Source organism: Streptomyces sp. NPDC086519, from assembly GCF_040686075.1.
Classification (GTDB): domain Bacteria; phylum Actinomycetota; class Actinomycetes; order Streptomycetales; family Streptomycetaceae; genus Streptomyces; species Streptomyces shenzhenensis.
On the sequence record NZ_JBFBJL010000001.1, the window covers coordinates 16,298 to 43,126 of the forward strand.

Genomic DNA, 26,829 nt, shown 5'->3' on the forward strand with positions numbered 1-26,829 from the left:
GTTCAGGTGGTGACGGCCTGCCGGTGACCCGCCGTGTACGCCATCGCGTGCTGGACGACGCCGATGAGCACCGCCTTGACCGACTCGCGGTCCCGGGCGTCGCAGAGCACGACCGGTACGTCCGGGTCGAGGTCGAGGGCCTTGCGGACGGCCTCCACCGGGTACCGAGCCGCGTCCTCGAAGCAGTTGACGCCCACGAGGAAGGGTATGGAACGCCGCTCGAAGTAGTCGACGGCGGCGAAGCAGTCCTCCAGGCGGCGCGTGTCGGCGAGCACGACCGCGCCCAGCGCGCCCTCGGCCAGCTCGTCCCACATGAACCAGAACCGCTCCTGGCCGGGGGTGCCGAACAAGTACAGGACCAGGTTCTCGCGCAGGGTGATGCGGCCGAAGTCCATGGCGACGGTGGTGGTGTGCTTGCCCTCGACGCCGGAGGTGTCGTCGACGGGTCGCCCGGCCTCGGTGAGCAGTTCCTCGGTGCGCAACGGCCTGATCTCGCTGACCGCGCCGACCAGGGTCGTCTTGCCCACGCCGAAACCGCCGGCCACGAGGATCTTGAGCGTGACGGGCTCGACCGGGGGCTTGCCGCGCTCAGATCGCCCGAAGATCATCGTTTTCTTCTCCTGCTTGATGGGGTCGTTGAGGGGATCGGGTGCCGGGTGACGGGCGTCCATAGCCGCCGCCACCCGGGGTTTCGATGACGAGTACGTCGTCGGGGCCGACGTCCGCGGCATCGCTGCCGCCGAGTTCGGTGACCGTGCCGTCGGCCCGCTCCACCCGGTTGGCACCGAGCGCACCGGGCTCGCCGCCGGCCATGCCGTACGGCGGCACACGGCGGTGCTGGGAGAGGGTGGAGACAGTCATGGGTTCGAGGAAGCGGACGCGGCGGACCGCGCCGTCCCCGCCGTGCCAGCGGCCCGCGCCGCCGCTGCCCGGCCGTACGGCGAACTCGTCGAGACGGACGGGCAGCCGCCACTCCAGGACCTCCGGGTCGGTGAGCCGGGAGTTGGTCATGTGGGTCTGTACGACACTCGCACCGTGGAAGCCGTCGCCGGCACCGGATCCGGAGGCGACGGTCTCGTAGTACTGGTGGCGTTCGTTGCCGAAGGTGACGTTGTTCATGGTCCCGGAGCCCTCGGCCTGGACGCCGAGCGCCGCGTAGAGGGCACCGGTGATGGCCTGGGAGGTCTCGACGTTGCCCGCGACGACGGCGGCCGGCGGTTCGGGGGCGAGCATGGAACCGGGCGGCACAACGATGTCGAGGGGGCGCAGGCAGCCGTCGTTGAGCGGGATGTCGTCGGCGACGAGGGTGCGGAAGACGTAGAGCACGGCCGCGTTGACGACGGCGAACGGGGCGTTGAAGTTGGTGCTGAGCTGGGCGGAGGTGCCGGTGAAGTCGACGGTGGCGCGCCGCTTGTCGCGGTCCACGCGCACGCGTACCCGGATGACGGCGCCGGAATCGGTCTCGTAGGCGTACGCGCCGTCGTCGAGGGCGTCGATGACCCGGCGGACCGCTTCCTCGGCGTTGTCCTGGACGTGCCGCATGTAGGCCTGGACGACGTCCAGACCGAACTCCTCGATCATCCGGCCCACTTCGTCGACGCCCTTGTGGTTGGCTGCGATCTGGGCTCGCAGGTCGGCGAGGTTGGTGGGAATGTTCCGGGAGGGATGGCGGGCCTCGGCGAGCAGCCGGTGCGTCTCGGCCTCCCGGAACCGGCCGTTCTCGGTGAGCAGCCAGTTGTCGAAGAGGACGCCCTCCTCGTCGATGGTGCGGCTGTTCGCGGGCATCGAGCCCGGGGCGATGCCGCCGATCTCGGCGTGGTGGCCGCGGGAGGCGACATAGAAGAGGATCCGGTCACCCTGCGTGGTGAAGACCGGCGTGATCACGGTGACGTCGGGGAGGTGGGTGCCGCCGTGGTAGGGGTCGTTGACGGCGTAGGTGTCGCCGGGGCGCATCGAGGTGCCGCGGCGCTGGATGACCTCTTTGACGCTGGTGCCCATGGAGCCCAGGTGGACGGGGATGTGCGGGGCGTTGGCCACCAGGTTCCCGTCCGGGTCGAACAGGGCGCAGGAGAAGTCCAGACGCTCCTTGATGTTGACGGACTGGGCCGTCGACTCCAGGCGGGCGCCCATCTGTTCGGCGATCGACATGAAGAGGTTGTTGAACACCTCAAGTAGAACCGGGTCGGCTTTCGTGTCGAGATCGGAACTCTGCGTGACTGCCGCGCGTTCCATGACCAGATGCCCGTCGTCGCCCGCCGCGGCCCGCCAGCCGTCGTCGACGACGGTCGTGGCACCGGCCTCGGTGATGATCGCGGGGCCGGTGACGGATTCGCCGGGGGGCAGGTCCTCGCGGCGGTGAAGGGGTACGTCGCACCAGGTGCCGCCGGTGTGGAGGCGGACGGTCCGCGGGGCGGCGGGGGTGCCCTCGTAAGGGGCGAGGGCGGAGAGATCGGGGGGTTGGGTGATGCCGGTGGCTTCCACGGAGAGGGCTTCCACGACGACCGGGCGGTCGAGCGTGAAGGAGTACGTGGCGCGATGACGTTCTTCGAAGGCGTGTTTCATCGCGTCGGGCTCGGTGAGCTCGACGGTGAGGGTGGTGTCGGTACCGTCGTAGCGGAGCTGGGCGCGGCGGGTGACTTCGACGCGGTCCTCGGGTACGTCCTCGGCGAGGAGTTCGGCGCGGGCCGCGGCCTCCAGGTCGTCGGCGGTCTTGCGGATGCCGGCCATGGCGGCGGGCTCCAGGGGCGCTTCGACGGACTGTTCGCGCATGGCGGTGGTGTCGGCGAGCCCGATCCCGAGCGCGGACAGGACGCCGGCCATGGGCGGCACCAGGACGGTGCGGATGCCGAGCGAGTCGGCGACCATGCAGGCATGCTGCCCGCCGGCCCCGCCGAAGGTGGTGAGGGCGTAGCGGGTGACATCGTGGCCCTTCTGGACGGAGATCCGCTTCACGGCGTTGGCGATGTTGGCCACGGCGATGCTCAGGTAGCCCTCGGCGACCTGCTCGGGGGTGCGGTCGTCGCCGGTCTGCTCGCGGATCTCCCGGGCGAGCTCGGTGAAGCGGTCGCGGACCAGGGCGGCGTCCAGCGGCTGGTCCCCGTCCGGCCCGAACACGTGGGGGAAGTGGGCCGGCTGGATACGGCCGAGCATCACGTTGGCGTCGGTGACGGCCAGCGGCCCGCCGCCCCGGTAGCAGGCCGGGCCGGGGTCTGCGCCGGCCGATTCCGGGCCGACGCGGTAGCGGGAGCCGTCGAAGTGCAGCACCGAGCCGCCGCCCGCCGCGACGGTGTGGATGTCCAGCATGGGGGCGCGCAGCCGGACGCCCGCGATCTGCGTGGTGAAGACCCGTTCGTAGCCGCCCGCGAAGTGGGAGACGTCGGTGGAGGTGCCGCCCATGTCGAAGCCGATGACCCGGTCGAAGCCGGCGAGCTGCGACATCCGGGCCATGCCGACGATCCCGCCGGCCGGCCCGGAGAGCACGGCGTCCTTGCCGCGGAACTGCCCGGCCTCGGCGAGCCCGCCGTTGGACTGCATGAACATCAGCCGCACGCCTTCGAGTTCGTCGGCGACATGGCGGACGTAACGGCGCAGCACAGGCGACAGGTAGGCGTCGACGACGGCGGTGTCGCCGCGCGGGACAAGCTTCATCAGCGGGCTGACCTCGCTCGACAGCGAGATCTGCGGAAAGCCGGTACGGGCGGCCAACTCTCCGATCGCCTGCTCGTGGGCGGGGTACAGGTGGCTGTGCATGCAGACGACGGCGACGGCGCGGATCCCGTCGTCGTATGCCTCCCGAAGCGGGCCCGCCAGGGCGTCCAGGTCGGGTGCGCGCAGCACGGTGCCGTCGGCGGCGACGCGCTCGTCGGCCTCGACCACCCGTTCGTACAGCAGCTCCGGCAGTTCGATGCGGCGGGCGAAGATGCGGGGGCGGTTCTGGTAGGCGATGCGCAGGGCGTCGCGGAAGCCGCGCGTGATGACGAGGAGAGTGCGCTCGCCCTTCCGTTCGAGAAGGGCGTTGGTGGCGACCGTGGTGCCCATCCGGACGGCGTCGACGGGGGCACCGGAGCCGTCGAGGAGCTCGTGCACGGCGGCCACGGCCGCGTCGGAGTATCGCGCGGGGTTGTCGGAGAGCAGTTTGTGAGTGAGCAGGCGGCCGTCCGGGCGCCGCGCGACGACATCGGTGAAGGTACCGCCACGGTCGACCCAGAACTGCCAGCCTGTCACGTCACTACTCCGCTTCCGCGCCGGTCACAGCGCCCGGAGGCCGTTGATCACGTCGCGCAGAATACTCTCGTCCACCAGCTCGGCCGGGGGCACCGGCCGATGGACATGGACGAGTTCTCCGTCGACGAGGTCGCCGATGAGGACCCGGACCACGCCGATCGGCAGGTCGAGTTCCGAAGCCAGTTCGGCGACCGACTGCGGGGCGTCGCGGCAGAGCTCCACGATGTCCACATGCTCCGGGGACAGCGTCCGGTCGTCCTCCGGGTCGTCGACGTGCGGCTCCGTGACGACCACCGCGATCAGGTCGAGCCGGTGCTGGGCCGCACTGGTGGTGCGGCCCCGTGTCATGGCGTACGGACGGACGACCGGTCCGGCCTCGTCGTCGAACCAGTGACTTCTTCCCTGACCGTCTCCGCTCATGTCATCCCACTACCCGCCCGAGGGCAGATCGGTGCGCGGAGCGGACCCCAGATGTACGCCGACCCGCTTGACCAGGAGCGTCATCTCGTACGCGACCTGGCCGACGTCGGAGTCGGCGTCGGAGAGGACGGCGAGGCAGCTGCCGTCGCCGGCGGCCGTGACGAACAGGAAGGCGTCGTCGAGCTCGACGACGGTCTGCCGGACGCTGCCCGCCTCGAAGTGGCGGCCCACGCCCTTGGCAAGGCTGTGGAAGCCGGAGGCCACGGCGGCCAGGTGCTCGCTGTCCTCTCTGGCGAGGTCCTTGGAGACACCGATGGGCAGGCCGTCGCCGGAGAGCACGACGGCCTTGCGGATGCTGGCGACCCGGTCCACGAGGTCGTCCAGCAGCCAGTTCAGCTCGCCCTTGTTCGTCGCCGTGTGGCCGGTCGCCTTCGGATCGGTCATCGACCGTCTCCCTTTGTCGTTCCTTGTGCTGTGCTGTTCCGGGAACCGTCGTCCGCGCCGTTCTCCGCACGGCCGCGCTGCCAGCCGCGCTGGAGCGAGGCCATGCGGCTGCGGACCTCGTCGGCGTCACGCTCGGCGGGGTCCGGCTCGCGCGCGGCGGGTGATGCGGGTTCCTGTCGCAGCTGTGGGGCCAGGTTGGCCTGCCGTACCCGCCTGGGCAGCGGCCGGGTGCCGGACGCGGCCCCCGGGGGTGTGCTGCCGAGGGGCGGGACGGAGTCGTCGGTGCCGCTGCCGGAGGCGGTCGCGGAGCGGCGGGAGCGCCGGGGCAGGGCGGAGGATGCGGAAGGATCGTCCGGGCCGTCGGCCTGGGGCGCCGGGCGTTGCTCGACGCGGTCGGCCGAGCCGATGGCGCGGTGCGAGGACGGGTCGGTGCGGCGGCGGGAGGGCAGCGGGGCGAGTCCGCCCGGTTCGGGGGCGCCCTGGTCCGCCCGGTCCCGCTCGTCCGGGTCGACGCGGCGGAAGCGCTGCTCGGTGACGGGCTTGCCGTGCGAGCTGACCAGCTTGGGCGTACGCCGTGCGGGCAGCGGGGCGGGACCGCCCGGGTGCTCGTCCCCGAAGCCGCCGGCGCTCTCCCGGGCCGGCTGATGGAGTTCGGTCACGGCGGGGGTGCCGGCCTCGTCGGCGCGGGCGAGGGAGCGGCGGGGGTGGAACAGCCCGCCGCGCTCGCTGTCGTCGTCGGTGAGGGCGCCCGGGAATTCGTCCAGCGCGTCCAGGTCGACGGGGGCCTCCAGCTCGACCGGTCCGTCCAGCAGCGCGGCCGGCAGCCCGGGCCGCTCTCCCAGCGCCTGGGCCGGTGAGGCGGCGCGGCTCACCTCGGGTTCGGTCTCCCTGGCCGCGCGGCCGCGGTCGAGGCGGAAGCCGACGCCATTGGTGTCGGGGACGTCGTCGGTCAGCAGCACGTCGGGGATGAAGACGACGGCGGTGGTGCCCCCGTACGGGGACGGCTGGAGCGAGACGCGGACGTTCTGGCGCTGGGCGAGGCGGCTGACCACGAACAGGCCGAGCCGGTCGGTGTCGGAGAGCTCGAACTCGGGCGTCTCGGCGAGCCGCAGGTTGGCTTCCAGGAGCGCCTCCGCCGCCATGCCCAGACCCCGGTCGTGGATCTCCAGGGTGAAGCCGTTGGCGACGCGTTCACCGAGGACCTGCACGGCGGTGTGCGGCGGCGAGAACACCGTGGCGTTCTCCAGGAGTTCGGCCACGAGGTGGGTGAGGTCGGCCACGGCCGGGCCGGTCACGGCGACGCGCGGCAGGCGGCGGACCTCGACGCGCTCGTAGTCCTCGACCTCGGCCACGGCGGCGCGCACCACGTCCATCAGCTGGACGGGCCGGCGCCACTGCCGGGAGGGAGCGGCGCCGGAGAGGATGACCAGGCCCTCCGCGTGCCGGCGCATCCGCGTGGTGAGGTGGTCGAGACGGAAGAGGTCGGCGAGTTCGTCGGTGTCCTCGGTCCTGCGCTCCATGGTGTCGAGCAGGGTGAGCTGCTTGTGCAGCAGGACCTGGCTGCGGCGGGCGAGGTTGACGAAGACCTCGGAGACGCCGGCACGCAGCTCGGCCTGTTTGACGGCGGCCTCCACGGCTGCGCGCTGAAGGGTGTTGAGGGCCTGGCCGACCTCGCCGATCTCGTTCTTGTCGTACTCCAGGCGCGGGACCTCGGTCTCCACGTCGACCTTTTCGCCCGCGGACAGCCGGCGCATCACGCTCGGCAGCCGGACCCCGGACGCGTCGTGCGCGTCCGTGCGCAGCAGCCGCAGGTCGCGGATGAGGCCGCGTCCGACCCGGACCGACACGACCAGCGAGAACAGCACGGCGACCAGGCCGAGGACTCCGACCACGGCCGCCTGGACGATCACGTCGACGGCGACGGGCCGGAAGCGGTCCCGGAAGCGATCGCTGACCTGGTCGTCGAGGGTTCGCAGGTCGGAGAGCACATTGCCCGCGGTGGTGTCCCAGCTCTTCGCGCTGACGTCGTTCGGCATGCCGGACCCGCGCCCGACGACGGACTTCTCGGCGGCCAGCAGCGGGGCGCTGGTGGCGCTTGTCCAGAAGCGGTCGAAGCGGTCGTGTTCGGCGGCCGGCAGCAGCGGGAGGCTCATGCCGTACAGGAGGGTGCGCTGGGCGATGAGGTCGGAGATCTCGCGGGTCTCCTCGCGGGAGACCTTCCCGACCACCAGGGCGGAGCCGAGCAGGGCGTCCTCGCGGGAGACGAGCTCGCGGGCGCGGCTGATGTTGACGAGGGCGCGGACCTGCTTGTCCATCTCGACGTCGTCGATTCCGTCGAGGGCACCGAGCAGCGTGTAGCAGGGGTCGACGACGGCGTTGTAGAGGTCGAGGGCCTCGGCACGGTCCACGGTGCCCTGCTCGACGCTGCGGCGCAGGGGCTGGATGCCGTCGAGGCCGTCGAGTTCGGCGGTGAGACGTTCGCTGTCGTCGGCGTCCAGGCCGTCGCGGACGTGCTGTTCCTTCGCGTTCTTGCGCAGTTGGGCCACGGCACGGTCGGTGGCGGCACGCGTGCGGTTCAGGGCGGTGAGCGCGTCGGAGGCCCGCGGGTCGGCGAGATAGACCAGAGTCTGCCGGCGTTCCTGCTGGAGGGCGCGGACCGTGTCCTCGGTGGGGTAGTTGAGGTCCTCGACGATCGACGACACCTGGAACATGTGGGTGACTTCACGTCCCGTGAGCACGGCCGCGAAGCCCCAGACGGCCGTCAGCGACACCAGCGGCACGAGAAGCAGCGCCACGATCTTCCGGCGGATCGACTTCCCGCGAAAGCGCATGGCCTCCCCCAGCTCGACCCCCGTCGGGCGGGGGTACACATGTACGTCAACAAACGGCGCGAGCCTACTACCGTCACAGGGATAACTCGAAGAACTGTCCGGACGGTGAACTTCCGCCCAGGGGCCCGGACATGGCGGCGACAGGATGAGTTGTCCGGGCATTGCGGGAGATTGCCACCACGATCGCGGCGACTTCACGCGAGGGAGGCGGGAGCGGCACGAAGGATCAGTTGGCCGGAATTTTTCCCCGGTTGGGAATCATCGGGCGAGTTCGTTCGTCCTTGTAGACGGGTGGTGGGTGCGGATTCGGCCGCAGCAGGCGCATCTCGCGTCCGGGCGGCGTAAAACAGCGCAAGCCGGGCAGCCACTGGGGAGCCGGGGTCATCGGACACCGGTGCGAGGGCTTGCCGGCGGTGGGGAGTGACACGTTGATGGGGACGGCTGAGCGGCGCCTGGCGCCCGAGGACGGTGGGGACGGTGGTACGGCGGCGCGCTCGGCGGCGCGGCAACGGCAGCCTCAGTACCGGCCGTTGTGGGTCGAGGAGCCTGCCAAGCGGTACCGGATGCCGGATCCGGTGCGGACGGCGGCGGTGCGGGCGGTGATCATCATCGCTGTCACGCTGACGCTGGCCATGGTGGCGTTCTTCTGCACGATGGCGCAGTCCTGGCTGGCGTTCCCGATGGTGATCAGCAGCGTGGCGAGCACGGTGGTGGCCACCTGGAGCGCGGTCGACGTCCTGGTGACACGCCAGGTGTGGAACCAGCGCAACGGCGTGCTCTCGGAGCCGAGCAGCACGGCCCGCACGCTCCGCCGCGAGCGGCGCGCGGCCCGGCGGCAGGAGCGGGCCGCCGAGCGCGAGCAGGAGCGGATACGGCGGCGGGGCGGCCAGGCCGGGCAGCTGACGCACCCCTGAGACCACCGCCGCAGCCGGCGGGGACGGGCCCGTCAGACGGACGGCTTCTTGAACATCCGGGTGGCGGTGATCTCGCTGTGCACGGCCTCTCCCGCTCGCGGCTGCTGCGGCAGCCCCGGCCGGAGATGCTCCTCCACGCTGATGTACTTCAGGCCGGCCCGCAGGTCCGCGTCGTTGCGCAGCCGGATGACCAGCGGGAACTCGGCCAGCGCTGTCGTGTCGAACAACCCGGTCGTGTACAGCAGTTGCACGCCCAGCGCGTCCGACACGGCCCGCTGAAGCTCCAGCAGGTACGTCGCGTTGGCGCGCCCGATGGGGTTGTCGAGGAACAGCGTCCCCGCGTGCCGGTGCTTGTCCCGGCCCCGGTCGTTGGACCGCAGTGCGGCCATCGTGCAGTACAGGGCGATGGCCGCGGTGAGCAGCTGCCCGCCGGAGAACACGTCCCCCATCTGTCCCACCGGCACCCGCTCGGCGCGCAGTACCGCGTCCGGCTTGAGGATCTCGACGGCGACACCCTTCGGCTGAAGCGCGGCCGCGACTCCCCTCAGCAGCAGGGACATGCCGTCCCGCCGCAGATCGGAGTTCTTCTTCACGGCGGCCCGGGTCGCCTCGTCGACGACCTCGCCGAGCCGCTCGGTGAGGGTGGCCTGGTCGGGCTCCTCGAAGCGGATGCGGAGGAACTCCTGCCCGGACCACTCGCCGAGCCCCTCGGGCAGCCGGGAGAGCCGCTGCGCCGAGCGCAGGGTCGCGAGCGCGGACTCGACGAGCCCCCGCAGCCGGTCGACGATCGAGTCCCGGTTCCGTTCCAGCTGGGCCAGTTCGTCGGTCAGCACCCGCAGCCGGGGCGCGAAGGCGTCAGCCCACTTCTGGGCGTGCTCGGGCAGCGCGGAGGCGGGCAGTTCCCGGATCTGCTGACGCGCGGGGGTCCGCACCGCCTCGTACCGCGTGGCGTTGGCGTGCCGTACCAGGACATCGCTCGCCTCGCGGACGGTGGCCTCGGCGGTGGACAGGTCACCGGCGCAGCCGCGCAGTGACCTGCGGGCCTCGGCGGCGGAGTGCCGGGCCTCCTCCAGGCCGCCCGGGTACGGCTCGGGCTCTTCCTGCTCCTCGTCGGCGGTGTGCTCGCGCAGCAGGTCGCGGAGCATGGCGGCGATCTCCTCGAAGCCGCCCGCCGCGTCCTCGGCGGCGCGGTGCGCGTCCAGCAGCTCGGCGTGCGCCGCCCGGGCCTGGGCCAACGCCTCGGTGCGTGCGGCCAGTTCGGCCGTCGCCGTGCGCAGCAGCGCCTGTGCGTGCTCGGCGTCGCGCGGCTGAAGCTCCTCGGGCAGTTCGGTGTGCGCCTCGCCGTCCTCGGGGGCGTGCCGCTCTGCCTCGCCGCGGAGCCGCCCGAGCTGCTCGCTCGCGGTGGACATGCGGGTCTCCAGGAGCTGCACCAGTTCCTCCGCGCGGGCGGCGGCGGCCTGCCGGGACGGCCCGTCGGAGCCGTCGGGCGACTGGAGCAGCTGCTCCGCGCGGGTGCGGACCTTGTTGCTGAGCCGCTCCAGTTCCGCGAGCGCGGCGCTCTCGTCGCTCTCCGAGCGGGCCTGCTCGGCACGCAGGTCGGCGCCGACGCCGACCTTCTCGTACACCTGCGAGGCGGCCCGGTAGGCCTCGCGCAGGGCGGGCAGCGAGGACTTGAGGGCGTCCTCGTCGGTCTCGGGCACGTCGTCGGGGGCGCCGGCGATCTCGGAGCGCTCGGCACGCAGCGCGCGGGCGGTGCGGCGGGCGTCGTCGGCGGCGCGCTGGGCGCCGCGCCGGTCCTCGTCGGCGGCGCGGGCGCGCTCCAGGCAGGACTGGGCGCGGGCCTCCGACTCGGTTGCCTCGTCGGCGAGTTCGCGCAGACTGACCTGCCAGCCGGCTCGCTCTCGCAGCCGGAACGCGAGGCCGGCGAGGGCGTCGGCGGCGCGCCGGGCCTTCTGGGCCTTCTCCTGTCGTTCGTCGCGCACCTGCGCGGACTCGGCGGCGGCCTCCTCGGCCTCCGCCCGCACCGTCCGCGCCTCGGCGAGTTCGGCCTCGGACTCCTCGGCGAACCCCCGTGCGTCCCGGGCCTCCCGCGCCAGCTCCACGAGCCGCCCGGCCGGGCAGCCGGTACGCCAGGAGGCGAGCCGGGCGGCCAGCTCGCGATCCTTGCCGAGCCGGGCGGCGAGGGTGCGGATCTCCTCGTCCCGCTCGGCGGCCCGCGCGCGCAGGGCCTGCCGCTCCTCGTCGGCGGCGTGCTCGTCGTGCATGGCCGGGTTCGGCGGTACGAGGAAGACGTCGCCCGGGGTGGCGTCGGCGGCCGGGGGCGGCGCGAGCAGGGCGGCGGCGGTGCCGACGGCCACGGCGGAGCGCGGCAGCAGGGCCGCCTCACCGAGTGCCTCGCGGGCGCGGGCGTGCGTGTCGGGGTCGGTGATGATGACACCGTCGACGAGTTCGGGGCGGGCGGCGAGCACGCGCGCGTGGTCGGCGGGGTCGACGGCCTGGGCGAGGTAGCGCCAGCCGGGCAGTGCCGGGATGCCGTGCTCGCCGAGGAACTCGACGGTGGCGAGGACGTCGGGGCCGGGCGGCAGCAGCCCGCCGTCGCCCAGGGCGCCGAGGATCCGGGAGTCGTCGGCGGCGGCGGTCCGCAGCTCGAACAGCTGCCGCTCGGCGGATTGGACGGCGTCGTCGAGCAGCTCCCGCAACTCGTCGGCGAACCGGTCGAGTTCCTCAGGGGTGAGTGTGTCGTCGCCGCCCTCGCGGCGGGGCCGCGGAACGGTCGTACGGGAGGCGGTGAGGCCCAGCAGCTCGGTGAGCCGCTCTTCGGCCGCCAGGGCTTCGGCGAGCCGCTTCTCGGCGTCGTACGTCCGCTCGGCCGCAGTCGCCGCGTCCGCGGCGCGGGCCGCGGTGAGTTCGGCGCGGGACTCGGCGGAGGCGGCCTCACGCGCATGCTCGGCCGCCCGGCGGGAGGCCTCACGGGCGGTGTCCCAGGCGGCCACGGCCGTCTTCTCGGCGTCGCTCGCCGCGAGGGCCGCCCTGGCCGGGTCGGCGTCCGGGGCGCTGTCGTCGAGCCAGCCCGCGCGGACCGCCTCCGCGGTCTCCTGCTCGACCTCGCCGAGCCGCTGGCGCAGGTGCCCGGCCTCGCTGCGGGCGCGCTGTGCCTCGGTGGCGGCCGAGGTCGAGTCCCGGTACGCGGTGTCGCTGACCTCCTGGAGCGCGGCGGACCGCTCCTCCTCCTCGTTGGCGAGGTGCTCGGCGCGCTCGGCGGCCGCGTGCAGCGCCCGTACGAGCTCGACGGCGGCTCTGGCACGGGCGGCGAGGGCGGGGGCCGCGTCCCGCTCGGCCTCCTGGATGGCGGCGGCCACGCGCGCGACGCGGTCGGCGGCGGCACGGTGGCGCAGCACGGCCTCGGCGGCCTGCCAGGCGGAGTGCAGGGTCCGCGCGTCGGCCAGCTCGCGCTTCTGCGCGGCGGCGGACTTCTCGCCGGCGGCCAGCGCCAGGGAGGCGTGCCGGTAGGCGAGTTCGGCGGCGATCAGCGCGCTGCGCTCGCGGGCGCCCTCGGAGTGCGTGACGGCGGAGGCGGCGGCCGTGACCTGCTCGGCGAGGTCGGCGGCGCGGATCCGCTCCCGCACGCCCCGCGCGGACAACCGCCGCGCCAGCGTCCGGGTGCGGCGCTCGGCGCCCGTGTGGATCTCACGTGCCCGTGCCCGTGTCTCCGCGGCCTCCACGATCCGGCCGAGCAGGTCCACCGACCCGGCGGTGAAGTCGCGTTCGGCGATCAGCTCGGCGCGCCGCCCCAGCTTGTTGCCGAAGCCGCCGACCAGGTCGGCGAGTCCGTCGGTGTCCCGGGTGTCGGTCACGGCCCGCAGCAGCAGGTCGGTGAAGTCGGAGTCCTTCTTCACCGCGAACAGGCCGGCGGCCTCGCCCTCGTCCGCGTTCATCTCGCGCTGGTAGCGGAAGAGTTCCGGGTCGAGGCCCAGGTCGCCGAGGTGCTCGATCCAGCGGTCGTGGATCTCCTCCCAGTGCACCTCCAGATGCGGGTACGCCTTGCCGGCCTCGGTGATGGCGTCCCGGAAGCCCTTCATGGTCCGCCGCCGCCCCTGTGCCCCGGAGGCGCCCTCCACGGGGGGCCGTACGGCGGTGGACTCGGCGACCGGCAGGTTGTCCAGCGACAGCCCCGGGCCCGGCCGGAACGAGTACCAGGCCTCGGCGAACTTCCGCGGGTCGTTGGAGACCTGCCGGCCCCGCCACTCGCTCACCTTGCCGACGACCACGCACTCGCCGGTGAGCGTGTGCTGCCACTCCAGGGCGACATGCCCGCAGTCGTCGGCGAGCAGGAACTTCCGCAGCACACCCGAGCTCGCCCCACCGAGGGTGTTCCTGTGCCCGGGCAGCATCACCGAGAAGATCAGTTTGAGCAGCACCGACTTGCCGCCGCCGTTCTCCAGGAAGAGCACGCCGGCCGGCGCGGGCCGGCGCGGCGGGCCGACCGGCTCCTCTTCGAAGAACTCCGCCTGGGTGGGGGCGGGGTCGGGCACGGGCTCGCCGACACCCCGCAGGTCCAGCACCGTGTCGGCGTAGCGCGCACCGGCGGGCCCGATGGAGTAGAGGCGGACCCGGGACAGCTCGTACATGGCGGACTCTCGTAAGACGTGGGAAAAGGGTGGTGACGGCTCAGGAGTGGAACGGCAGGCCGGCGTCGGCGACCAGGTCCAGGTCCTCGGTGTCGGTGGCGGGCAGCAGGCTGGCCGTGCCGTCGGTGACGGGGACGACGCCGAGTTCCAGCAGTTCGGCCATGGCGGCGCTGCCGGCCATGTCCCGGACCTGGAGCTGGTAGCGGGCCGTCGTGCGGTACGTACCGCCCTGGTCGTCGCCGGTGCGCTGGAGGAACCCGGAGTCGGTGAGGAAGGCGACCGCCTTGCCGATGATGCCGGTGGTGGAACCGGCCAGCCGGCGGGCGTCCTTGGTGGCGCCGGTCGCGCTGCGTCTGGCCCAGATCCGCCAGGCGGCCTCCAGACCGGGCGCGTCGGTGGCCGGGTCGGTGTTCTCCCCCGCCTCCTCGGCCCGCTCCTCCAGCCTCCGGCAGGCCTGTCGGACGAAGGCGTCGACGCCGTTGACCGTGATCCGCCCGACGTAGCCGTCGTCGGCGAGGTCCTCGGGGCGCGGGAACGCCAGCGCGGCGACGGCGAGATGGGCGAGCCCGTGCAGGAACCGGTCGCTGCCGTCCGCCGACGTACGACGCGCGTAGTCGCCCATGCGAACGGCGAACACCGAGTCCTCGGCGGCGGTCACGGCCATCCCCGCGCGGGGCGACACCTCCAGCACCACCAGCCCCAGTCCGGCGGCGACGGCATCGGCGAGCCGCGCGAACGGGGGGTCCTCCCGGTACCGCCGCAGCAGCTCGGTGTACTCCTGATCACGCGCGGGCTGCACCTTGGGCTGCAGCCCGAAGGCGACGAGCCGAGCCGCGTCGGCGGCATCGGCGGGCGTGACGGCAGCGTGAGCCGTCCCGGCAGACGCCTCAGCCTCGACGTACTCGCTCACAACGACAACTCCCTCATCTTGAGAACAGGGGGGTGGGCGACTCCCTCAGGGGCGCGGGGCTGTGGTGAATCTGCGGCTACCGCCGCGTGGGCGCGACCAGCCCCCGCCGGCCCGCACCCGGCACACGACATCACGCGGCCTCGGTCCGGTCCGCAGCCATCCCCACCGCATCCAGCAGAGCCGTCCCGACGATCAGATCGGCACCCCCGAAGCCCGGGTCGTCCAACTCCGTACCGTCGTCCACCGCGAACAGCAGCTTCTCCTCACCCTGCCGGTAGGCGGTGCCCACGGGCGGGCTGGCGGCGTGCACGGCCAGCAAGGCGACCAGGTAGGCCAGATCCTCGCCCCCCACCCGCCGCGCCTCGGCCAGCAACCCCGACAACCGACGCGGCGCGTCGGCCGGAAGATCGAGCAACCGCATGGCGTCGGCCAGCTGCTCCTCGCTGAACCGGCTGTCGTCCGGTGTGGCGACGAGGTCCGGCTCCGGCATCTCCGCACCCAGGTGCTCCCGCTCGGCCGGCGGCGTCAGCAGTATGTCGACGAGGTCGCCCATCCGCACCGACACCGGCGTCCGCAGCCCGGTCCCGTGCGCGAAGAACGCCCCCGTCACCCGGCTCGCCTGCTCCAGCGGCAACGGCAGCAGCGGCGCCAGGAGGTGCCCGTACAGGTCTGTCCCCGACGTCGTCATGGGCGTCGCGAACGCCTGCCGGTCCTGCTCCGCGCGGAACAGCGGCCCGGCCTCCAGCAGCCGCGACTGCAACTGGGTGTGCCGGCGGATGCAGTCCTTGACGATGTCGACGAGCTCGGCGGCGCGCCGCTTGTTCTCCGGCTCCTCGGTCTCGTCGCGGGCCTTGCGGATGTTGGTGAGGATCGCGTTCTCGTGCCGGTACCGGTCGGCGACGTGGTCCAGGGCCTCGGCGATCATGTCGGGGACGGCGTTGAGCCAGTCCACCGCGCGGACATTGCGCCGGGTGGCCTCCAGGGCCCGGCGCAGGCTCTCCGAGTACTGCACGGTCCGGTAGCGGGCCTGCTCCGCGGCGAGCTGGGCGTCGGCGAGCCGGCCGCGGTTGATCAGCACCTCCAGCTTGACCTCGGCGGCGATCTGGGCGCTGGTGACGTCCGTGTCAAGGGCGCCGACGAGGACGTTGACCGCCTCGTCGGTGGTGCGGAGGTACACCGTGCCGCCGGGGCCCGGCACCTCCTCGATGAGTTTGAAGTCGTAGTCCCGGCGGACGTAGGACCCGTCCGGCGCGAAGGTGCCGTACACCGCGCGGAAGCCGCGGTCGACGCTGCCGACGTTGATCAGGTTCTCCAGGACCCAGCGGGCCACGCGCTCGTGCTCGGCGACGGGGCGGTGCGGGGTCTGGGCGGAGATGCGCGGGATCAGCCGGGCGACGATCTGCTCGTGGTCGGCCCCGGTGTCGAAGTCCATGTTCAGGGTGACCAGGTCGATGGCGGAGAGGGCCACCTCGGCCATGCCGTACACCGAGTACTCGCCGGCCAGGTTCGCCTTGCGCGCGTCGAGGTCGTGCAGCGGTGCCGTGCAGGCGAGCGCCCGCAGCCGCCGCGCCAGCCCCTCGTCGGCGGCCGGGCCCGGGGCCGGGCGCGGCCCCGCGCTGAGCTGGGGCGGAACGCTGTCCGTCGATGCAGGCGAAGTCACGGTGCACAGACTAGGTCCTGGGTCTGACATCGGCCCAAATGACGCGGGTGGCTCCGCCGGAGGGGCCGAGGCTCCCGCGCGTCGCAGTTCGGGTGCGGGCCGGGGCGGGCCGGTCGCGCCCACGCGGCGGTGGCCGCAGATTCACCACAGCCCCGCGCCCCTACGGGGTGCTGTCCACCCGGCGCCGGTACACCTCCACCACCCGTTCCAAGGAGTCTGTGAGGTACGTCTCCAGCAGGCGCTCGGCCTCGCGCCTGTCGCCGCGCCGCAGCGACTCCAGGATCTCCCGGTTGCGAGCCAGGTACGGCCCGTGCAGGGCGTTCGGGTCGTCGACCACGTGGAAGGCGAGGCGGAGTTCCGCGAAGACGCTGCGCATCAGTTCGTCGGTGCGTTCGCTGCCGGCCAGGGTGACCAGTTCCCGGTGGAAGTGGATGTTGGCCGTACCCACTGCTTTCCAGTCATCCGCGGTGGCCGCCGACTGCCCCTCGGCGACCGCCGCGGACAGGGCCTCCAGGGCGTACGGCGGCTCACCGAGGCCGCGTACGACGGCGCACTCGACGAGGGCGCGGGTGCGGTAGATGTCCTCGACGTCCTCGACGGTCAGGACCCGGACGAAGACCCCCCGGTTGAGTTCGTGGACCAGCAGGCGCTCGTGGGTGAGCAGCCGGAACGCCTCGCGCAGGGTGTTGCGGGAGACGCCGAGCGCGCCGCCGATGCCGTCCTCGGACAGGCGGGTGCCTGGCGGGAAATAGCCCTCGGCGATACGGCTTCTGAGGATGTCGGAGACCCGTTCGGCGGTGCTCGTCCGCCCGAGGAGGGCGCGGTCGTCGGCCAGTCCCGTCAGCTGCTCTGCCATGCCCGGAATTCAACCGCAGACACGGGAACGAAACAACGCGGGTATTGAAGGATCGTTGAACGATCCCCTACGGTGCTCATCATGCTCACCGCGGGACACCCCTCGGTGAGCCACCCGGTACGACCCTTCGCACGGCCCGCACTGCTCAGTCCCCGCACCCTTCGTCCCTCAACTGCGAGGTGCCCATGAGCACGACTCCTCCACCGCAGGCCCTCACCTCCGACGCCCGCCCGGGCAGGGGTGAACGCACCGCCGAGGACGGCGCGTTCGGCTGGCTGCGCGCCCTCGGCCCGCAAGGCCGACGCGCGTTCGCCGGTGCTTTCGGGGGATACGCCCTGGATTCCTACGACTACTTCACCCTGCCGCTGAGCATGGTCGCGCTCGCGGCGTACTTCGGTCTGAACAGCGGTCAGACCGGCCTGTTCACCACCGTCACCCTGGTGGTCTCCGCCGTGGGCGGCGCCGCGGCGGGCGTGTTCGCGGACCGGGTCGGCCGGGTCCGCGCGCTGATGATCACCGTGGTGACCTACGCGGTCTTCACGGTCGCCTGCGGCTTCGCTCCCAATTACGAGACGCTGCTCGTCTTCCGTGCTCTGCAGGGCCTCGGTTTCGGCGGCGAGTGGGCGGTCGGTGCGATCCTGGTCGCCGAGTACGCGAGCGCCCGCCACCGGGGCCGCACACTGGGCGCGGTCCAGAGTTCCTGGGCCGTCGGCTGGGCTCTCGCCGCGATCGTGTACACGCTGGTCTTCTCGTTCGCCGGCGACGACCTGGCCTGGCGGGTGATGTTCTGGACCGGCGCGCTGCCCGCGCTCCTCGTGGTGTGGCTGCGCCGCCGGGTGCACGACGCCCCGCAGGCGGTCGCGGCACGCGAACAGAGCCCGCGGCGCGGCTCGTTCGTCGCCATCTTCCGGCCGGGCACGGCCGAGGCGCCCGGGCTGCTGCGCACCACGGTCTTCGCGGGCCTGCTGTCCACGGGTGTCCAGGGCGGCTACTACACGCTGGCGACCTGGATCCCGACCTACCTCAAGACCGAGCGCGGGCTGTCGGTGGTGGGCACCGGCGGCTATCTGACCTTCCTCATCTCGGGAGCCTTCCTCGGCTATCTGACCGGCGGCCACCTCACCGACCGGCTGGGCCGACGCCGCAACATCTGGCTGTTCGCGGTGCTGTCGGCGGTCTGCGTGCTGGCGTACGCGAACATCCCCGGCGGCGCCGACACGCTGCTCCTGGTGCTCGGTTTCCCGCTCGGCTTCTGCATGTCGGCCATCTTCAGCGGCTTCGGTTCGTACCTGAGCGAGCTGTACCCGACGGCGGTGCGCGGCACCGGGCAGGGCTTCACGTACAACGCGGGCCGCGCGGTGGGCGCGGTCTTCCCGACCCTGGTGGGCTTCCTGGCCGACAGCTGGGGCGTGGGCGGCGCGCTGGTCTTCGGCGCGGCGGGCTACGCACTGGCGGCCCTGGCCCTGTTCGGACTGCCGGAGACGCGCGGGAAGGAACTGGCGTGAACCGTACGGAAGATCACCCGCTCACCGTGGCCGCGCACGACCTTCCCGTCACCCTCGTCGACGAGCACGCGCACGCGTGGAGCCCGAGAAGTGCCCGGGCCCGCTTCCGGGAGGGCCTCGCGGGCCCCACGGCCGGGGTCGCGGCCGGTCACACGCAGGCCAACCTGATCTCGGTGCCCGCCGACTGGGCGTACGACATGCTGCTGTTCTGCCAGCGCAATCCGAAGGCCTGCCCGGTGCTCGACGTCACCGACGCCGGCGCGACCGGCACGGAACTCGCGGAGGGCGCGGACCTCCGTACCGACCTGCCGCGCTACCGGGTGTGGCGGGACGGGCAACTGGTGGACGAGCCGACCGACGTGCGCGCCTACTGGCGGGACGATCTGGTGTCGTTCCTGCTCGGGTGCAGTTTCACGTTCGAGTGGGCGCTGGCCGGGGCCGGGGTGCCGATCCGCCATGTCGAGCAGGGCCGGAACGTGCCCATGTACGTGACCAGCAGGCAGTGCCGTCCGGCGGGACGCCTGCGGGGGCCGATGGTGGTGTCCATGCGCCCGGTGCCGCCGCGGCATCTGTCGACCGCGATCCGGGAGAGCAGTCTGCTCCCGGCGGTGCACGGCGGCCCCGTGCACTGCGGCGATCCCTCGGCGCTCGGCATCGACGACCTGAGCCGGCCCGACTTCGGCGACCCGGTGGACGCGGACCCGGACGACATCCCGGTGTTCTGGGCGTGCGGGGTGACCCCGCAGGCGGCGGTGACGGCCTCCCGGCCGCCGTTCGCCATCACGCACGCGCCGGGCCAGATGTTCATCAGCGACGCCCGCGACGAGCAGTACCGCGTGGCCTGACAGGAGAGACAGCGCATCCATGACCTCGATCGACCTGAACGCCGACCTCGGCGAGGGCTTCGGCCGCTGGCGGCTCACCGACGACGAACAGTTGCTCTCCGTCGTGACCAGCGCCAATGTGGCCTGCGGCTTCCACGCGGGGGACGCGGCCACCATGCGGCGGGTGTGCGAGCTGGCAGCCGAGCGCGGGGTGACGATCGGCGCCCAGGTGTCCTACCGGGACCTGGCGGGGTTCGGGCGGCGCGCGATGGACGTGCCGCCCGCCGAGCTGACGGCCGAGGTGGCCTACCAGATCGGCGCCCTCGAGGTCTTCGCCCGTGCCGCCGGCGCGCGTGTGGCGTACGTGAAGCCGCACGGCGCGCTCTACAACCGGGTCGTGCACGACGAGGAGCAGGCCGCCGCGGTGGTCGACGGCGTGCTCCTCGCGGACGCCTCGCTGCCTGTTCTGGGGCTTCCCGGTTCCCGGCTGCTCGCGCTGGCGGAGAAGGCGGGGTTGCGGGCCGTCACGGAGGCCTTCGCGGACCGCGCCTACACCGACGAGGGCACGCTGGTCCCGCGCGGGCGCGAGGGCGCGGTGGTGAGCGACCCGGAGGCGGTGGTGGAGCGCTCGGTGGAACTGGCGAGCTCCGGCGCGGTCACCTCGCACTCCGGCACGCGCGTCGTCGTACGCGCCCGCTCGCTCTGTCTGCACGGCGACACCCCGGGCGCCGTGGAACTGGCGCGCAGGGTACGTGCGCGGCTCGCCGCGGCGGGCGTGACCGTGGCGGCCTTCGCATGAACACCAGCACCAGCACCAGCACCAACGTGAACGTGAACGTGAACACGAGCCCGCAGTCGGCCACGCCCATGACGATCCACCCGGTCGGCGACGACGCCCTGCTCATCGAGGTCGGCTCCGGCGCGGAGGCGCAGGCCCTGCACGCCGAGTTGCTGCGCCGTCGCACGGAGGGCGCGCTGACGGTGCGCGAGATCGTGCCCGCCGCCCGCACGGTCCTGCTGGACGGCCTCGACGACCCGGCTCGCCGGGCCACCGAACTGGCTGCCACCGTGCTCCCTCCCGCTCCCCCACGCGCGCGTGCCGTGATCGACCTGCCCGTGCGCTACGACGGCCCGGATCTCGCCGAGGTCGCCGCCCACTGGCGGGTGGCCGAGCGGGAGGTGGCCCGGATTCACGCGGCGACCGAGTTCACGGTCGCCTTCTGCGGCTTCGTGCCCGGCTTCGGCTACCTCACCGGGCTCCCGGCCCGCTACGAGGTGCCGCGCCGTGCGACTCCGCGGACCGCGGTACCCGCGGGCGCGGTGGCGCTGGCCGGGCCGTACACCGGTGTGTACCCGCGGTCCTCGCCGGGCGGCTGGCAGCTGATCGGGACGACGGACGCGGTGCTGTGGGACCACGCGCGCGTGCCGGCCGCCCTGCTGGCGCCCGGGACGCACGTGCGGTTCGTGCCGGTGGGGGACGTATGACCGACCGCGCGCTCGTCGTCGTACGGGCCGGTGCGCTGACCACCGTGCAGGACCGGGGCCGGCCCGGGTACGCGCATCTGGGGGTGCCGCGCTCCGGGGCGCTGGACGCGCCCGCCGCGGCGCTGGTCAACCGGCTGGTCGGCAACGCACCGGGGGCGGCCGTTCTGGAGACGACGCTCAACGGGTGTGCCGTGCGGCCGCGTTCGACCGTCGTGGTGGCGGTCGGCGGTGCGCCGTGCCCGGTCACCGTGGGCGGGCGTCCGGCGGCCTGGGGCGCGCCCGTCGTGGTTCCGGCCGGGGAACTGCTGGACGTGGGAACGGCCCGCTCCGGCGTACGGAGCTATGTGGCCGTCTCGGGCGGGATCGCCGTGGAGCCGGTGCTGGGCAGCCGGGCCACGGATCTGCTCTCCGGGCTCGGTCCCGCTCCGCTGGCGGACGGCGCGGTGCTGCCGCTCGGCACACCGGTGGGCCCGCACGCGCGCGCGGACGTCGTACCGCAGCCGTCTCCGCCGGCGGAACTGGTGCTGCGGGTGACGCTCGGCCCACGGGCCGACTGGTTCACACCGGCGGCCGTCCGGGCGTTCACCTCGCGCGCGTACCGCGTGTCGTCGGCGAGCAACCGCATCGGGCTGCGCACGGATGGCCCCGCCCTGGAGCGGGCCCGTCCCGGTGAACTCCTCAGCGAGGGCATGGTCCTCGGCGCCGTCCAGGTACCGCCGGACGGCCGTCCGGTGGTGTTCCTGGCCGACCATCCGACCACCGGCGGCTATCCGGTGATCGCGGTGGTCCGCGCCGCCGACCTCCCGGCGGCGGCCCAGGCCGTCCCGGGCATCCCGGTCCGCTTCGTGGGCGTACGCCGTCGCTGAGCTGCCTGCACCTGCGCTACCCCTGCCCAGGAAGCGCCGTACACCGCCGCCGAACCGCCGCGGCGGCCTCCTCACGCGGCGTCGGCGGGCCGCTCCGGGGGCTGGAGAGCGGCCAGCGCGGCGGAGACCGCGGCCGACGCGCTCAGGTCCAGACGGGCGCTGGTGCCCCTGCGGCGGTGCCGCATCTCGTCGACGGCCAGCCGCAGCAGCTGGGGCAGCAGGTCCCGGCAGCGCCTGATCACCCAGGCGGTGCCGGCCGTGGCCAGCCACAGGAGACTCGCCTTCGTCGTCGGCGGCGGGAACTCGGGCTCCGGGGACGGCGCCGTCCCCGGAGCCATGCCCAGCGGGGCGAGCAGGGCGTGGAAGCGGACGGCGAGCTGCCGGTGTCCGCGCTCTCCCGGGTGCAGCCGGTCCGCGCTCCACATGGCGCGGTCGGTGAGCCAGGCGCCCTCCGCCGCGTGCAGATGGACCGCCCCGTACCGTTCGGACAGGGCGTGCACCACCATGTTGACCGCGCGCCCCCGGCGGGCCAGCGGGCGGGACAGGGCGCCGGGGAGGCCCCACATCGAACCGGGGTCGGGCAGGCACGCCGTGAGCAGGGTCGCGCCCTGCGCGGTCAGGGCGGCGTAGACCTTGTCGAGCCGTTCGGCCACCGCGTGGATGTCGAAGGTGCAGCGCAGGGTGTCGTTGACGCCGATGACGACGGCGACGATGTCGGGACGCAGTTCCAGCGCGACCGGGGTCTGGCGTTCCAGCACGTCCCGGGTCTGCGCGCCGCTGACCGCGAGGTTGGTGAACTCCACGTCCTGCACGGCGAGTCCGCCGGCCAGCAGCGCGGCCCAGCCGCGCCACCCGTCGCCGGCGGGGTCGCCCACGCCCTCGGTCAGCGAGTCCCCGAGCGCCACGAAGCGAACGGCTCTCATGCCACGCCCTCCGGCACGACACGACGGACCGGTGCCGTCGTTCCGTTCTCGTCACGGCGGCACAGCACCGGCGCCTCGTGCGCGGCCAGGAACGCCTCCACGGCCGTTCCCCAGCCGAAGCACTCCGCACGCGCGCGTGCCGTTTCCCGGCGCTCGGCGGCGGGCCGCTCAAGGAGCGTCTCCACGGCGTCGGCGAACGCCTCGCCGCGGTCGGCCGCGGTGGCCCCCGCGGATCCGATCACCTCGGGCAGCGCGGAGGAGGCGCTGGCGACCACGGGTGTCCCGCAGGCCATGGCCTCCAGGGCGGCGAGCCCGAAGGTCTCCGCGGGTCCGGGGGCCAGCGCGACGTCCGCGGACGCCTGCAGCGCGCCCAGGCTGTCCCGGTCGGCGACATGCCCCAGGAAGGTCACCGGCAGCCTGCGCTCCCGCACCCGCTGTTCCAGACGCTCCCGCAGCGGCCCGTCCCCGGCGACGACCAGGATCACCCGGCGGCCGCGCCGGACCAGCGCCTCCAGGGCGTCGACGGCGGTGCCGGGCCGTTTCTCCACGGACAGCCGGGAGCACATGACGAGCAGTACCTCGTCCTCGCGCGCGTACCGGGCCCGCAGGTCGAGGTCGCGCAGCGCGGGGTGGCGGCCCACCAGGTCGACGCCCAGCGGGGCGCGTACGACGTTGCGCGCGCCGATGCGGATGAACTCGCGCTCGGCGAACTCGGTGGTGCACACCACGCGCGCGTACGAGTGCGCCGTACGGATGTTGAGGGCGTCGGCGGTGCGCCGGGACATGTTCTCGGACATGCCCCAGGTGCGCAGGACTCCGTCGGCCGTCTCGTGGGAGACCATCACGGCGGGGACCCGGGCGCGCCGGGCCCAGCGGCCGGTCCAGCGCAGGGTGGTGCGGTCGGACACCTCCAGGCGGTCCGGGGCGAGGTGCTCCAGGAGGCTCTGGACCCGTTTCTTGTCGACGAGGACGCGGTAACCGCCGGTGCCGGGCAGCAGCGGGCCGGGCAGCGTGATGACCCGGCCCTGCTCCTCGTACCGGTCCGAGTAGCGCTCGCCCGGCACGATCAGGACCGAGTCGTGGCCTGCCGCCACGAAGCCCTTGCCGAGCTCGCGCAGCGCGGTGCGCAGGCCGCCGGAGGCGGGGGCGACGAAGTTGGCCAGCCGGACGATGCGCAGCGGTCCCGACGAGGTGGCGCTCATGCCGCCACCACCGGCCGGCGTGCCGCGAGCACGTCCTCGTAGTGGCCGATCAGCTGGTCGCCGACCGCGGCCCAGGTGCGGCCCTCGACCGTGGTCCGCGCGGCCAGGCCGAACGCGGCCCGCATCCCGGCGTCGGCGACGAGGGAGGCCACGGCCGCCCGTACGGCACCGGCGTCGCGCGGCGGGACCAGGAACCCGGTGCGGCCGTGGTCGACCAGGTCGATCGGGCCGCCGACGGCGGGCGCGACGACCGGGACACCGCTGGCCATGGCCTCCTGGACGGTCTGGCAGAACGTCTCGAAGGGGCCGGTGTGGGCGAAGACGTCGAAGGAGGCGAAGATCCGGGCGAGGTCGTCGCCGGTGCGGCGGCCGAGGAAGACCGCGCCGGGCAGCGCCTCGGTGAGGTGGGCCTGAGCGGGCCCGTCACCCACGATCACCACCTTCACGCCCTCCAGGCCGCAGACCCCGGCGAGGAGTTCCACCTGCTTCTCGGGGGCGAGACGGCCGACGTAGCCGACGATCACCTCGCCGTTCGGGGCGATCTCGCGGCGCAGCGCCTGGTCGCGGAACTCGGGACGGAAGCGGACGGTGTCCACTCCGCGCTGCCACAGCTGGATCCGGGGGACGCCGTGCGCCTCCAGGTCGCTGATCGAGGCGGTGGACGGAGCGAGGGTGCGGTCGGCCGCGCCGTGGACGGACCGGATCCGCCGCCAGGCGGCCGCCTCGCCGGCACCGACGTAGGTCCGGGCGTATCCGGCCAGGTCGGTCTGGTAGACGGCGACGGCCGGGATGCCGAGCCGGGCGGCGGCGGCCATGCCGCGGACGCCGAGGATGAAGGGGCTGGCCAGGTGCACCACGTCGGGTCGGTGCTCGATCAGTGCGGCGGCGAGCTTGCGGCTGGGGAGGGCCACCCGGACCTGGGGATAGCCCGGGAGCGGAAGGGAGGGGACGTGGACGACAGGGCAGGGCGCGGCGGCCGCGGCGAGCCTGTTGCCGGGGGCGGGGGCCGGAGCGACGACGAGGGGAGCGTGACCGCGATCGACGAGGTGTCGGGCGGTCTGGAGCGCGCAGTGGGCCACGCCGTTCACATCGGGGGGAAAGGATTCGGTCACGATGACGACACGCATACCGGTGTTGTCGCCGCGCTGGACGTGGCCGCGTCAAAGTGGATCTTTCCGGCTGTTAAACGTCCCATGAGCGTTGCCTCGCACACCCGAGCGGGCCAGCCGGCGGCCATGCCCGGCCGGCCTGCCGGTCACCGGTTGTTCACCCGGCGGGCAGTCGTCCGCGCAGGGAACGTGTGCGGGATCCCCGGGGTTCCCGCGGCTCGGTGGTTCCCGCGGCTCGGTGGTTCCCGCGGCTCGGTGGTTCCCGCGGCTCAGGTGGTTCCCGTTGGGGAGGGGTGGTCCGCCGCAGTGGCATGTCACATGGCGGCCGTGTCCGGTCCGATGCGGCTGCGTACGGCCGTCTGCACCTCCGCCTCCTCGGCGGGGTCGGCGGCGAGCCGGCGGAGCTGTTGGACGACCCGGGCGTCAGCGGTCTCGGCATGCCGGGCGGCGAGTTCACGGGTGGTCTCCTCGCAGTCCCACAGGCATTCGACGGCGAAGCCGGTGGCGAAGGAGGGGTCGGTGGCAGCCAGCGCGCGGGCGGCGCGGCCGCGCAGGTGGGACGAGGCGGTCTCGCGGTAGACGTGGCGCAGGACGGGCGCGGCACAGACGATGCCGAGGCGTCCGGTGCCGTCGACGAGGGTCCACAGGGTCGGCGCGTCGGGGCCTTCGCCGCGGACGGCTTCCCGCAGCGCGGCGAGGACCAGTTCGCTGTCCTGGGTCCCGCCCCGGCAGGCCAGCATCCGGCCGGCGGCGGCGCCGAGGGCGTCGGGCCGCCGGGCCCAGCCGCGGGCGCGCTCGACGGCGGCGATACTGCGCATCCGTTCGAAGGCGTCGACGGCGGCCTCCACGACGGTGGCCGTGCCCTCGGCCACCGCGACCTCGATCAGGTTCAGCGCGTCGGGGTCGTTGCTGTCGGCTAGGTAGCGCAGCGCGGTGCAGCGGGCTCCGTCGGTGCCGTCCTTGGCGGCCTGGAGAATCTCCGGCCGGTCCTCGGGTCCGGCGACGGCGACCAGACAACGGGCGGCCGGCACATGGAGGGCCGCGCCCCGCTCGACGCCCTGCTGGGCCCACTCGAAGACGGCCCGCACGCTCCACCCCGGGCGGGGCCCGGCAGGTCGCATCTGGCGCTGCCAGCGGTCGAAACAGCCGGTCTCCTGCGCGGCACGCACGCGCGTGGCGATCGGTTCGCGGGGATCCTCGGCCCACAGCCGCCAGGGCCGTGGCTCGAACGCGTCCCGTACGGCGGCGGCCAGCTCGGCCTCGCCCTCCGCGTCCGTGGTGAAGCGCGCGAGCACCGGTGCGGCGAGGGCGCGCAGACCTTCGTCGTCGTCGCGCAGCGCCAGTTCGTCCAGGGCCCAGGCCCAGTTCGAGCCGGTGGCGGCGTACCTGCGCAGCAGTTCGAGCGCGTCCTGCCTGCCGTAGGACGCGAGGTGCCCGAGCACGGCCAGCGCGAGGCCGGTGCGGGACTCCTCGGTGTCAAGGATGTCCTCGGCGTCGAAGAGGTGCGCCTCGATGGCGTCCAGCTCGCCGTGCAGGTCGAGGTAGAGCCGGGCGTAGTACAGGGAGCGGTTCTCCACCTGCCAGTCGTGGCGGGGGTCGCGGAGCACACAGTGGTTCAGCGCCGCGAGCGCTTCGGCGCGCGGGGCTGTGAGCGCGTGCAGCGTGCCGTCGCCGCGGCCCCGCTGAAGCAGGCCGAGCAGCGTACCGCTGGGCGCTATGACCGGATCGAACATGGGAAACAGCCTCACATCAAGCGTCGACGCAACCGGAGAACACGCATTACCTGGCCGCGTGACACAACGTCGGAGCGCCCGCCGTCTCTTGCTTGCTGTAGACCATTTCTCTCTGCCTCTCGTCAGTGGCCCATGCGGGCCGCATCACGGCCCGCGCGGTGCGGCAACACCTGCCCAGCCATCGCGTCCGTGAATCACGACGTCATGATGACTCGGCACTTCGACCTGCCGCGACCGAAATTTCGGCGGCCCTGTACCGCCTCCCCCGTTTTGTGTGTTTTAGCTGGTCAGAGCA

19 protein-coding genes are annotated in these 26,829 nt (G+C 73.3%); 6 read left to right on the top strand and 13 right to left on the bottom strand.

Annotated elements, in window-relative coordinates:
• Positions 1-2: 2 nt before the first annotated feature.
• Genes AB0P24_RS00070 through AB0P24_RS00090 form a run of 5 tightly spaced genes read right to left on the bottom strand, consistent with a single transcriptional unit; the run spans position 3 to position 7,919 of the window.
• Positions 3-608 carry an ATP/GTP-binding protein gene (locus tag AB0P24_RS00070; protein ID WP_365789378.1) on the bottom strand — a complete coding sequence of 202 codons (606 nt, stop codon included), beginning with the start codon at positions 606-608 and terminating at the stop codon, positions 3-5.
• Positions 589-4,224, bottom strand: coding sequence for a hydantoinase B/oxoprolinase family protein (locus tag AB0P24_RS00075; RefSeq protein WP_365789380.1), 3,636 nt, complete (start codon positions 4,222-4,224; stop codon positions 589-591). Before AB0P24_RS00075 ends, AB0P24_RS00070 begins: the two co-directional genes overlap by 20 nt.
• Positions 4,225-4,248: 24 nt before the next feature.
• A complete protein-coding gene (locus tag AB0P24_RS00080; RefSeq protein ID WP_365789382.1) occupies positions 4,249-4,644 on the bottom strand; it encodes a DUF742 domain-containing protein in 396 nt (131 codons plus the stop codon).
• 9 nt (positions 4,645-4,653) lie between these two features.
• Positions 4,654-5,088 carry a roadblock/LC7 domain-containing protein gene (locus AB0P24_RS00085; protein ID WP_365789385.1) on the bottom strand — a complete coding sequence of 145 codons (435 nt, stop codon included), beginning with the start codon at positions 5,086-5,088 and terminating at the stop codon, positions 4,654-4,656.
• Positions 5,085-7,919: a nitrate- and nitrite sensing domain-containing protein gene (locus AB0P24_RS00090; RefSeq protein WP_365789387.1), complete on the bottom strand. Its 2,835-nt coding sequence runs from the start codon at positions 7,917-7,919 to the stop codon at positions 5,085-5,087. Before AB0P24_RS00090 ends, AB0P24_RS00085 begins: the two co-directional genes overlap by 4 nt.
• 431 nt (positions 7,920-8,350) lie before the next feature.
• Between AB0P24_RS00090 and AB0P24_RS00095 the strand changes: the two genes are divergently transcribed.
• Positions 8,351-8,833 (top strand): hypothetical protein, encoded by a 483-nt coding sequence (locus AB0P24_RS00095; protein ID WP_365789389.1) that lies wholly within the window; start codon positions 8,351-8,353, stop codon positions 8,831-8,833.
• Positions 8,834-8,865: 32 nt separating this feature from the next.
• Here the strand turns inward: AB0P24_RS00095 and AB0P24_RS00100 are convergent, their stop codons facing one another.
• From AB0P24_RS00100 to AB0P24_RS00115, 4 genes are all read right to left on the bottom strand, one after another.
• Entirely contained in the window at positions 8,866-13,461 is a 4,596-nt protein-coding gene (locus tag AB0P24_RS00100; protein WP_365789391.1) for a hypothetical protein, read from the bottom strand.
• Between the two features lie 40 nt (positions 13,462-13,501).
• Positions 13,502-14,371, bottom strand: a complete 870-nt coding sequence (locus AB0P24_RS00105) for a hypothetical protein (protein ID WP_365789393.1) — start codon at positions 14,369-14,371, stop codon at positions 13,502-13,504.
• Positions 14,372-14,501: 130 nt separating this feature from the next.
• A complete protein-coding gene (locus AB0P24_RS00110; protein ID WP_365789395.1) occupies positions 14,502-16,031 on the bottom strand; it encodes a hypothetical protein in 1,530 nt (509 codons plus the stop codon).
• A 160-nt stretch (positions 16,032-16,191) separates the two neighbouring features.
• A complete protein-coding gene (locus AB0P24_RS00115; RefSeq protein ID WP_365789397.1) occupies positions 16,192-16,887 on the bottom strand; it encodes a GntR family transcriptional regulator in 696 nt (231 codons plus the stop codon).
• 185 nt (positions 16,888-17,072) lie between these two features.
• Here AB0P24_RS00115 and AB0P24_RS00120 point away from each other — a divergent pair, with 185 nt between their 5' ends.
• From AB0P24_RS00120 to AB0P24_RS00140, 5 genes are all read left to right on the top strand, one after another.
• Positions 17,073-18,392: an MFS transporter gene (locus AB0P24_RS00120; protein ID WP_365789399.1), complete on the top strand. Its 1,320-nt coding sequence runs from the start codon at positions 17,073-17,075 to the stop codon at positions 18,390-18,392.
• Complete coding sequence (locus AB0P24_RS00125; RefSeq protein ID WP_365789401.1) at positions 18,389-19,237, top strand: putative hydro-lyase; 849 nt, start codon at positions 18,389-18,391, stop codon at positions 19,235-19,237. The genes AB0P24_RS00120 and AB0P24_RS00125 overlap by 4 nt, the downstream gene beginning before the upstream one ends.
• A gap of 19 nt (positions 19,238-19,256) precedes the next feature.
• Complete coding sequence (locus AB0P24_RS00130; RefSeq protein ID WP_365789403.1) at positions 19,257-20,015, top strand: 5-oxoprolinase subunit PxpA; 759 nt, start codon at positions 19,257-19,259, stop codon at positions 20,013-20,015.
• Positions 20,016-20,083: 68 nt separating this feature from the next.
• Complete coding sequence (locus AB0P24_RS00135) at positions 20,084-20,701, top strand: allophanate hydrolase subunit 1 (RefSeq protein ID WP_365790134.1); 618 nt, start codon at positions 20,084-20,086, stop codon at positions 20,699-20,701.
• Positions 20,698-21,567 carry a biotin-dependent carboxyltransferase family protein gene (locus tag AB0P24_RS00140; protein ID WP_365789405.1) on the top strand — a complete coding sequence of 290 codons (870 nt, stop codon included), beginning with the start codon at positions 20,698-20,700 and terminating at the stop codon, positions 21,565-21,567. Before AB0P24_RS00135 ends, AB0P24_RS00140 begins: the two co-directional genes overlap by 4 nt.
• Positions 21,568-21,638: 71 nt before the next feature.
• On the opposite strand, the gene AB0P24_RS00145 is transcribed toward AB0P24_RS00140, so the two are convergent.
• The 4 genes from AB0P24_RS00145 to AB0P24_RS00160 all read right to left on the bottom strand — a co-directional run bounded on the left by AB0P24_RS00145 (position 21,639) and on the right by AB0P24_RS00160 (position 26,534).
• A complete protein-coding gene (locus AB0P24_RS00145) occupies positions 21,639-22,490 on the bottom strand; it encodes an SGNH/GDSL hydrolase family protein (protein ID WP_365789407.1) in 852 nt (283 codons plus the stop codon).
• The gene (locus AB0P24_RS00150) at positions 22,487-23,692 is read right to left on the bottom strand and encodes a glycosyltransferase (protein WP_365789409.1); all 1,206 of its coding nucleotides are present in this window, start codon (positions 23,690-23,692) and stop codon (positions 22,487-22,489) included. The genes AB0P24_RS00145 and AB0P24_RS00150 overlap by 4 nt, the downstream gene beginning before the upstream one ends.
• Positions 23,689-24,819, bottom strand: a complete 1,131-nt coding sequence (locus AB0P24_RS00155) for a glycosyltransferase family 1 protein (protein ID WP_365789411.1) — start codon at positions 24,817-24,819, stop codon at positions 23,689-23,691. The genes AB0P24_RS00150 and AB0P24_RS00155 overlap by 4 nt, the downstream gene beginning before the upstream one ends.
• A gap of 296 nt (positions 24,820-25,115) precedes the next feature.
• Positions 25,116-26,534: a HEAT repeat domain-containing protein gene (locus AB0P24_RS00160; RefSeq protein WP_365789413.1), complete on the bottom strand. Its 1,419-nt coding sequence runs from the start codon at positions 26,532-26,534 to the stop codon at positions 25,116-25,118.
• Positions 26,535-26,829: the final 295 nt, after the last annotated feature.

Bases quoted from the DNA above. Each gene is read 5' to 3' on its own strand.
- AB0P24_RS00070 (WP_365789378.1), bottom strand. From the start codon at position 608: ATGATCTTCGGGCGATCTGAGCGCGGCAAGCCCCCGGTCGAGCCCGTC.
- AB0P24_RS00080 (WP_365789382.1), bottom strand. From the start codon at position 4,644: ATGAGCGGAGACGGTCAGGGAAGAAGTCACTGGTTCGACGACGAGGCC.
- AB0P24_RS00085 (WP_365789385.1), bottom strand. From the start codon at position 5,088: ATGACCGATCCGAAGGCGACCGGCCACACGGCGACGAACAAGGGCGAG.
- AB0P24_RS00090 (WP_365789387.1), bottom strand. From the start codon at position 7,919: ATGCGCTTTCGCGGGAAGTCGATCCGCCGGAAGATCGTGGCGCTGCTT.
- AB0P24_RS00095 (WP_365789389.1), top strand. From the start codon at position 8,351: ATGGGGACGGCTGAGCGGCGCCTGGCGCCCGAGGACGGTGGGGACGGT.
- AB0P24_RS00100 (WP_365789391.1), bottom strand. From the start codon at position 13,461: ATGTACGAGCTGTCCCGGGTCCGCCTCTACTCCATCGGGCCCGCCGGT.
- AB0P24_RS00115 (WP_365789397.1), bottom strand. From the start codon at position 16,887: ATGGCAGAGCAGCTGACGGGACTGGCCGACGACCGCGCCCTCCTCGGG.
- AB0P24_RS00120 (WP_365789399.1), top strand. From the start codon at position 17,073: ATGAGCACGACTCCTCCACCGCAGGCCCTCACCTCCGACGCCCGCCCG.
- AB0P24_RS00130 (WP_365789403.1), top strand. From the start codon at position 19,257: ATGACCTCGATCGACCTGAACGCCGACCTCGGCGAGGGCTTCGGCCGC.
- AB0P24_RS00135 (WP_365790134.1), top strand. From the start codon at position 20,084: ATGACGATCCACCCGGTCGGCGACGACGCCCTGCTCATCGAGGTCGGC.
- AB0P24_RS00140 (WP_365789405.1), top strand. From the start codon at position 20,698: ATGACCGACCGCGCGCTCGTCGTCGTACGGGCCGGTGCGCTGACCACC.
- AB0P24_RS00145 (WP_365789407.1), bottom strand. From the start codon at position 22,490: ATGAGAGCCGTTCGCTTCGTGGCGCTCGGGGACTCGCTGACCGAGGGC.
- AB0P24_RS00150 (WP_365789409.1), bottom strand. From the start codon at position 23,692: ATGAGCGCCACCTCGTCGGGACCGCTGCGCATCGTCCGGCTGGCCAAC.
- AB0P24_RS00155 (WP_365789411.1), bottom strand. From the start codon at position 24,819: ATGCGTGTCGTCATCGTGACCGAATCCTTTCCCCCCGATGTGAACGGC.
- AB0P24_RS00160 (WP_365789413.1), bottom strand. From the start codon at position 26,534: ATGTTCGATCCGGTCATAGCGCCCAGCGGTACGCTGCTCGGCCTGCTT.